Annotated in this window: 9 protein-coding genes; 2 read left to right on the top strand and 7 right to left on the bottom strand. The window is 46.6% G+C overall.

The genetic code is table 11. The features are described 5' to 3' along the window. Positions 1-435 (top strand): exonuclease domain-containing protein (locus tag B7X71_RS09445; protein WP_293600576.1); only part of this gene is annotated, 435 nt, incomplete at its 5' end. A 19-nt stretch (positions 436-454) separates the two neighbouring features. Here B7X71_RS09445 and B7X71_RS09450 read toward each other — a convergent pair. The 3 genes from B7X71_RS09450 to B7X71_RS09460 are packed head-to-tail and all read right to left on the bottom strand — an operon-like array spanning position 455 to position 3,407. Beyond that, positions 455-1,540 carry a tartrate dehydrogenase gene (locus tag B7X71_RS09450; protein WP_293600578.1) on the bottom strand — a complete coding sequence of 362 codons (1,086 nt, stop codon included), beginning with the start codon at positions 1,538-1,540 and terminating at the stop codon, positions 455-457. Between the two features lie 34 nt (positions 1,541-1,574). Then, the gene (locus tag B7X71_RS09455; protein ID WP_293600580.1) at positions 1,575-2,234 is read right to left on the bottom strand and encodes a SprT family zinc-dependent metalloprotease; all 660 of its coding nucleotides are present in this window, start codon (positions 2,232-2,234) and stop codon (positions 1,575-1,577) included. 51 nt (positions 2,235-2,285) lie between these two features. Further along, positions 2,286-3,407, bottom strand: coding sequence for an NADH:flavin oxidoreductase/NADH oxidase (locus B7X71_RS09460; RefSeq protein WP_293600582.1), 1,122 nt, complete (start codon positions 3,405-3,407; stop codon positions 2,286-2,288). A gap of 148 nt (positions 3,408-3,555) precedes the next feature. Here B7X71_RS09460 and B7X71_RS09465 point away from each other — a divergent pair, with 148 nt between their 5' ends. After that, entirely contained in the window at positions 3,556-5,076 is a 1,521-nt protein-coding gene (locus B7X71_RS09465) for a CoA-acylating methylmalonate-semialdehyde dehydrogenase (RefSeq protein WP_293600584.1), read from the top strand. Positions 5,077-5,159: 83 nt separating this feature from the next. On the opposite strand, the gene B7X71_RS09470 is transcribed toward B7X71_RS09465, so the two are convergent. The 4 genes from B7X71_RS09470 to B7X71_RS09485 form a co-directional block, all read right to left on the bottom strand. Then, on the bottom strand, positions 5,160-5,825 hold the full coding sequence (locus tag B7X71_RS09470; RefSeq protein ID WP_293600586.1) for an amino acid ABC transporter permease: 666 nt from the start codon (positions 5,823-5,825) through the stop codon (positions 5,160-5,162). Then, positions 5,825-6,556 carry an amino acid ABC transporter ATP-binding protein gene (locus tag B7X71_RS09475; protein ID WP_215303365.1) on the bottom strand — a complete coding sequence of 244 codons (732 nt, stop codon included), beginning with the start codon at positions 6,554-6,556 and terminating at the stop codon, positions 5,825-5,827. Before B7X71_RS09475 ends, B7X71_RS09470 begins: the two co-directional genes overlap by 1 nt. Positions 6,557-6,590: 34 nt before the next feature. Beyond that, the gene (locus tag B7X71_RS09480) at positions 6,591-7,244 is read right to left on the bottom strand and encodes an amino acid ABC transporter permease (RefSeq protein WP_293600588.1); all 654 of its coding nucleotides are present in this window, start codon (positions 7,242-7,244) and stop codon (positions 6,591-6,593) included. 44 nt (positions 7,245-7,288) lie between these two features. Next, positions 7,289-7,982: transporter substrate-binding domain-containing protein (locus B7X71_RS09485; protein WP_293600589.1), on the bottom strand; the 694-nt coding region annotated here is incomplete at its 5' end.

Below are 7,982 nucleotides of genomic sequence, written 5' to 3' on the forward strand. Positions count from 1 at the left end.
TTTGACTTGGGATTCCTGGATAACGAATTTGCTTTGCTCAAGCGCCCCGCTTTCAGAGGTCTTGCTTCCAAAATCACTGACACTCTTCTCGATGCCCGTCAAATGTTTCCAGGTAAGCGCAATTCTCTCGATGCGCTCTGCGAACGCTTTGCCATCAGCAATCAACATCGCACCTTGCACGGGGCTTTACTTGATGCCCAGTTACTAGCAGAGGTCTATGTAGCGATGACGCGTGGCCAAGAAGATCTATCCATCGATCTGATTGACTACACCGTTGGCACCGATGCCTCTGGCCAAATGAAAGCCTTACCAAGCAAACTCAAACTCATGACTGCAAGTGAAGAAGATTGCCAGTTACACGAAAAAATCTTAGCTGAGATTGCAAAGGCAAGTAAAAAGGACCCCGTATGGAGTCCTTCTGCCGCAAGCAACTAACTGCATAGCTAAAACCAATTTAGATTTCGGCTGCGATCGCCTTACCCAAGTCATCCGTACGAGACTTGCCACCTAAGTCAGGCGTCAATGGGGAGTTATCTGCAGCCAGAACTCGCTCAATTGCATTGAAGATAGCCTTGCCAGCCTCTGGATAACCCAGGTGATCCAACATCATTGAGCCTGACCAGATCTGTCCAATTGGATTGGCAATCATCTTGCCAAAGATATCAGGTGCTGATCCATGTACCGGTTCAAATAAGGAGGGGAATTTTCCTTCTGGATTAATACTTCCTGATGGCGCGACTGCAATTGTTCCAGTGCATGCTGGACCCAAGTCCGACAAGATATCTCCAAATAAATTGCTGGCTACAACAACATCAAACCTGTCTGGGTTCATCACGAAGTGTGCAGCCAAGATATCAATATGGTATTTGTCCATTTTCACATCGCCAAATTGCTTAGCCATCGCCTCAACTCGCTCATCCCAATAGGGCATGGTGATTGCAATTCCGTTGGACTTAGTGGCAGAGGTTAAATGTTTTTTTGGACGACTTTGCGCAAGGTCGAAAGCATACTGAAGAATGCGGTCCACCCCTTGTCTTGTAAAGATAGATTCTTGAATCACAAACTCTCGATCAGTATCCGGGAACATCTTCCCGCCAACGCTCGAATATTCACCCTCGGTATTTTCACGAACGACGTAAAAATCAATATCCCCAGGTTTTCGGTTTGCTAAGGGGCATGGCACACCGGGCAGCAATCGAACTGGTCGCAGATTGACGTATTGGTCAAAGCAGCGACGAAACTGAATAAGACTTCCCCATAAAGATACATGATCTGGAAGAATGTTTGGCATACCGACCGCGCCAAAAAATATCGCATCGTATTGCATCAGAGTATCAAACCAATCATCCGGCATCATCTTGCCATGCTGGAGATAGTAATCACAGCTAGCAAAATCAAAATGATCAAACTGCATACCAATACCAAACTTTTGATTAGCAGCCTCTAATGCACGAATACCTTCTGGCATGACCTCTTTACCAATTCCATCACCAGCGATAACAGCAATTTTTGGGTTCTGAACTACTTTGTTTTTCTTCATTTAATGTCTCATCCGATCTTCAACATACATGGGTTTAGCTAATCGCCCGACGAATCTCATCGGTCTTGGGTTTGGAGCCGGTTACTGATTCTGTATCGTGCTCCGTCGTATTTTCAATTGTCTCAATTGCAGTCTCCTGCATCCGAATATTATCTTTTGGGCAAATCGGGGCTCCATAGGTAGCCCAATTCTTTAATAAGGTCACCTCATATCCACACTGAGCACATTTGGCTTTATTACGACTTGCATTGCTCGGTCTTGGTGGCGGGAAAACAATTGCTTGATGCGGATATGGGCCAAGCTCTTGGCTAATCATCATCAGACGCACCATCAACTCTTCGGTAGCATGAGCCATTCTGGCGGGGCCTTCTAGACCAACAGTCTGGGCGATGCCTTTAAAGTCCTCGCCGTGACCACTAAAGCAATCATCTACCGCATGACATAACTCATGAACCAGGGTATCTAAGAGCTGAACTGGATCATCCAACTTTGGAGAAATGAAAATTTCATTTACTCCGCCACCAGAGCGCTCGCGGGGCCAGCACTGCCCTAGCGTTGTTCTCGGACTGCTAGAGGCTGGAAATCCGCACGATACGCGAACGGGCGGAATTGCGTAGCCCGCTTTTGAAAATACAGGCTCTAAATGTCTTACGGCGTCTTCCAGCCAAGATTCTCGTACAGAATGTTGCTTCATGAATAACTCAGTGATGTTTTTATTAGGGATTGAATATGGGAAGGGACTCTATTATCGCTGCCCTACTTTGACATCACCGAATATAGCCTGAGCTTCACGTGGTAGACAGCGCCAGTAACGCTCATTTGAAGGCACCGTGCCACCTAAGGCTGCAGCGGCCTCCCAGGCCCATCGTGGCTTGTATAAAAATGCACGGGCTAAAGCAATCAAATCTGCATCTCCCTTTTGGAGAATATCTTCTGCTTGCTGAGGCTCTGTAATCAAGCCAACTGTCATCGTAGGCAAACCAGATTGATCTTTTACGATTTTGGCGAATGGAACTTGGTAATTTGGTCCTATCGCGATCTTTTGCAATGGTGAAATACCCCCCGATGAGATATGTACAAAATCACATCCCAATGGTTTGAGACGGGATGCAAAATCTGCAGTCTCCTGCGGAGTCCAACCACCCTCAATCCAATCGCTGGCAGAAATCCGAATGCCTAATACGCCTTGATATGCATTACGTACTGCTGCAAATAATTCCAAGAGGAAGCGGATGCGATTCTCAAAAGAGCCACCGTATTCATCAGTGCGCTGATTGGCGATTGGCGATAAAAATTGATGTAAGAGGTAGCCATGCGCCCCATGCAATTCGATCCCATCCACACCAATGCGCTCAGCACGCTGCGCCGCAACAACAAATGCTGCAATCAGTTCTGCCAACTCCGTTCCAGAGAGTTCATGAGGCAAGCGTTCATCCTTCAACTGAGGAATAGCTGAAGGGGCAAGCGTATCCCAGCCACCCTGCTCTTTAGAGAGCAGTTGCCCGCCTTCCCAGGGGGTGGCGCTAGAAGCTTTTCGGCCAGCATGCGCCAACTGGATGAAAACAGGGGTTGCTGGTGCCAGCTTACGAGCCCTGCTCAGCTTGTCCTTGAGAGCGGCCTCCGTACGGTCATCCCATAAACCAAGGCAGGCAGGGGTAATGCGCCCCTCTGGCGTCACACCAGTGGCCTCAATAATGAACAAGCCTGCCCCGCTATTCAGGAGATTGCCCCAGTGCATTAAATGCCAATCCTGAGCCTCGCCATTCACAGCCGAGTATTGGCACATGGGCGCCACTACGATGCGATTGGGGAGCTTTAAATCGCCCTTTGGTGAGCTCAGCGTGTAACTTGAAAATAGAAGACTCATTTAAATGCCCTTGGATCCTGAACAGCGAAAAAGTAATGAAAGCGATAAAATAGAAATGGTAGGATAAACGAGGCTATAAACTTTTGCGGATATCAGGTCGCCCAAGTATGTAAACCCAAAAAACTAGAAAAAATATTAGGCAAAATCTATGAGCACACCACAAGCCTTTGAATCAAAAGAAGATATTGGTCATTTTGTTGACGGTAAAGTCGTCAACCCAAAAGACGGTCGTTTTGCCGATGTCTTTAACCCTTCTACAGGAGCCGTTGCAAGACGTGTTTCTTTAGCCAGCCGCAAGGATGTTGACGCTACCGTGGCAGTTGCCCAAAAGGCTTTTGAGAGCTGGGGCCAAACCTCCCCACTGCGCCGCGCACGAATCATGTTCAAGTATCTTGAACTACTCAATACCCATCGTGATGAATTAGCTGCCATTATTACCGCCGAACACGGCAAGGTATTTACTGATGCCCAGGGTGAAGTCACGCGCGGTATTGATATAGTTGAATTTGCTACCGGCATTCCAGAACTGCTAAAAGGTGATTACACCGAGCAAGTCTCTACCGATATTGATAACTGGGTCATGCGTCAGCCTTTGGGAGTAGTTGCTGGTATTACCCCATTTAACTTCCCCGTGATGGTGCCAATGTGGATGTTCCCGGTAGCCATTGCTTGCGGTAATACCTTCATCCTGAAACCAAGCCCAACCGATCCTTCAGCTTCCCTGTTGATGGCCAAGCTCTTAAAAGAGGCGGGTTTGCCTGACGGTGTATTTAACGTTGTTCAGGGCGACAAAGAAGCTGTAGATGCCTTAATTGAAAATCCTGATGTCAAAGCAGTCAGCTTTGTAGGCTCAACCCCAATTGCTAACTACATTTATGAGCGTTGCGCACACTTTGGCAAGCGTTCACAGGCATTGGGTGGCGCTAAGAACCATATGGTTGTCATGCCCGATGCAGATATCGATAAAACGATTGATGCTTTGATTGGTGCTGCCTACGGTTCTGCTGGCGAGCGTTGCATGGCAATTTCTGTAGCCGTTTTAGTTGGCGATGTTGCAGAGAAAATCATGCCAAAGCTGATTGAGCGCACCAAGACCTTAAAGGTCAAGAACGGCATGGAACTCGATGCAGAAATGGGCCCAATCGTTACTAAAGCCGCCTTAGAGCGCATTACTGGCTATATTGAAAGCGGTGTAGCTTCAGGCGCCAAGTTACTCGTAGATGGTCGCGGATTAAAAGTACCAGGTCATGAGAATGGCTTCTTTATTGGCGGCACCCTGTTTGATAACGTCACTCCAGAAATGAAGATTTATCTAGAAGAAATCTTCGGCCCAGTCTTGTCTTGCATGCGAGTAGCGAACTTTACCGACGCATTGAATCTGGTAAATGCTTGCGAGTACGGTAATGGTGTTGCTTGCTTCACAAGCGATGGCAATATTGCCCGTGAATTTGCCCGTCGCGTTCAGGTGGGCATGGTTGGTATCAACGTACCTATTCCAGTTCCAATGGCTTGGCATGGTTTTGGCGGTTGGAAGAAGTCCCTCTTCGGCGATATGCATGCCTACGGCAAAGAAGGTGTTCGCTTCTATACCAAGCAAAAGAGTGTGATGCAGCGCTGGCCTGAGAGCATTGCTAAAGGCGCAGAGTTTGTCATGCCAACTTCGAAGTAATTAATACTGCGATAAGTATCTATCAGTAACAATAGCGGCCTCTGGGTCGCTATTTTTTTTATCACGACCCTATGGCCTAGAGATTAAGTAGGAATAAAGTAGCGCCGCTCAATGGCGCGAGCAAATAAGACAATCACCGATACTAAGGCTAGGTAAACCAAGGCAGCTAAAAGATAGGCTTTAAAGAACTGAAAGTTTGTTGCAGCCAATTCTTGTATGCGCGCAAAGAATTCGGTGTACTGAATCAAGAATGCAACCGAACTATCTTTTAGATTCGCAATCACTTGATTAGTGAGGGCTGGAATAGAAAAGCGAATGACCTGCGGCAAAGTAATGAACTTAAAAATCTGCAGCGGGCTAAAGCCCTGTGCACTTGCTGCCTCAAGTTGAGTCTTGTCTAAACCATTAAAGGCAGTCTTTAAATACGCTGCATTGTAGGCAGCCACATTGAAGGTAAAACCAATAAAAGCCACCGTAAATGGAGATAGTCGAACACCCCATTGCGGTAAGCCGTAATACATTAAGAACAGCAAAACGATTAAGGGCATTCCGATAAAGAAGGAGATATAAGCATTGATGGCGCTACGTACATACTGATTTTTACTGAGGGTGTGATAAAACACCACAATGCCCAAAAGCAAACCTGAAACACTAATCAAGCCGGCTAATTGCAAAGTCTTCACCAGCCCAGTCAGAATTAAGGGCATCTGCTCCGTGAGATCACGGATAAAGGATGGCCATCCTCCCATCAACGCTTTTCCTCTGCACCAAAGAAGGCCTTGATTTCTGGATCAGCGTGCTTGCTCAAAGTATCAATCCGATCATCAGCACGAATAACGCCACGGTCTAAGAACATCACTGTATCTGCTATATTGCGCGCTAAGTTGAGGTCATGTGTAACGCAAATCATAGTGATGCCCTCGCCATGCAAGCGATTAATTAAATCGGCGACATCTCTAGACATCACAGGATCCAATGCTGAAGTAGGCTCATCGAGGACTAAGACTGCCGGATCCATAGCGAGCGCCCTTGCAATGGCGACTCGCTGCTTCTGCCCACCAGAAAGCTGCGAGGGGTATTTGTCTTGATGTGGCGTCATCTCAAAATGAGATAACTCAAATAAAGCCTTTTCTTTTGCCTCTGCTTTGCCCATGCCATGCAGCTTGCGCAAACCCAATGAGACATTATCTAAAACAGTCAAATGACTATACAAAGCGAACTGCTGAAATACGAAACCAATTTGCTTGCGCAACTCTCGCACATCAACATCAGGTCCCAACACCTCGCTACCCCTAAATACGATCGATCCTGAAGTGGGTTCAACCAAGCGATTGAGGCAGCGCAATAAAGTAGACTTACCAGAACCAGAGGCGCCCATCAAAACGCGGACCTCCCCCTCATTGAGATCGAGATTGATCTTGGAAAGGACTGTTTGTCCGCCAAACTCCTTAACCAAATCCCTCACTTGAATTAACGCCACAAAATTACCCCTTTGAATAATGTCATCTTGGTAGTCATGCTAGACTCATCCCCGGAATTTGATAGCGTTTAGCCAACAACTGAACGCCGAGCAAGCAAATTCTATAAATCACAAAATAGAGAATGCCCACTGCTAGATAGACTTCAATACCCCGCAGCGTTGTCGAGGTCAAGGTCATGGCTTGCTTGGTAATCTCCGGGATCCCAACGGTGTAAGCAAATGGCGAATACTTTAAAACTGAAGTGAACTCATTGACCATGCCTGGAATCGAGAATCGCAACATCTGCGGTATCTCGATAAATCTGAGAACCTGAATACGCGTCATCCCCATTGCCTGCGCTGCAGTTACTTCGGCGGGATCGACTGAGTTATATGCACCCCGAAATACTTCAGCTAAATAGGCGGAAGCCACTAGACCCAAACTCAGCGCCATAGCCATCAAGGGTGGGACTTTAAAACCAATCCCCGGCAATCCAAAGTACACCATAAATAGTAAAACCAAAACCGGCACACCCCTAAATACATAGGTATAACTGTCAATCAGCGGAATGAGCCAAGGAATATCCATACGACGCAGGCTTGCTAGAAATAAACCCACCACTAAACCGGTTGCAGAGCAAACGAGTGTTACCAGCACCGTATAAGAAATGCCCTGAGCTAACTGGGTAAGAATATCCAGAAAAGTCACAGGGCAGGCTTTCGACTACTAGTTAAGACCTTGATCAGCAGCGTTTATTTCATCCACTTATCTAGAATGGCTTTAATTTTTTCTGGGCCAAGTTCATTGAGGTATTTATCAAAGTCGTCACGCAATTTAGAGCCTTTAGCAAAAGCAAAGCCCAACTTATCAAAGCCTGTAAACACATAGCTACTCTGAATTGGTAACTTCAACTTGTTCTCATAATTAAGAAATACGGGCTCTTCAATAAAAGCCAGATCAAGATTGCCATTTTGCAGGTCGGTGATCACCTCAGCATATGAGGGATACAGCTTGACCTTGCTCAGGGAGTAGTAGCCCTTTGGCTCCAACTCATTCTTAATCAGATCATCGTAGGCCATGCCGCGCGGATAACCAATGGAGTATTTCTTAAGTTGATTCAAATCCGTGATTTGGATATTTTTATTCTTCATGCTGACGAGATGCCAAGCATTGTCATAGTAAGGCTGGGAAAAATCCATTACCTCTTTACGCTTGTCTGTAATAGAAATGCCAGAGAAGGCAACATCTGCTTGGCCGCTAGAAACAGCACCCAACATTCCAGCCCAATCATAAGGAGTCACCTTCAAAGTGCAGCCGCGAGACTGGCAGTAGCCCTGGAAAATATCCATATCTGCACCAATGATCTGCCCCTTATCATCAAACAGCATGGGGGGAGATGCGGGGGAAACAGCAACCTTAATTTCTTTAGTGTCAGAGGAGTTGGAA

The sequence above is a fragment of the Polynucleobacter sp. 39-46-10 genome, assembly GCF_002282275.1.

Excerpts from the sequence above, each read along its gene's own strand:
- B7X71_RS09450 (WP_293600578.1), bottom strand. The coding sequence starts at position 1,540 with ATGAAGAAAAACAAAGTAGTTCAGAACCCAAAAATTGCTGTTATCGCT.
- B7X71_RS09455 (WP_293600580.1), bottom strand. The coding sequence starts at position 2,234 with ATGAAGCAACATTCTGTACGAGAATCTTGGCTGGAAGACGCCGTAAGA.
- B7X71_RS09460 (WP_293600582.1), bottom strand. The coding sequence starts at position 3,407 with ATGAGTCTTCTATTTTCAAGTTACACGCTGAGCTCACCAAAGGGCGAT.
- B7X71_RS09465 (WP_293600584.1), top strand. The coding sequence starts at position 3,556 with ATGAGCACACCACAAGCCTTTGAATCAAAAGAAGATATTGGTCATTTT.
- B7X71_RS09470 (WP_293600586.1), bottom strand. The coding sequence starts at position 5,825 with ATGGGAGGATGGCCATCCTTTATCCGTGATCTCACGGAGCAGATGCCC.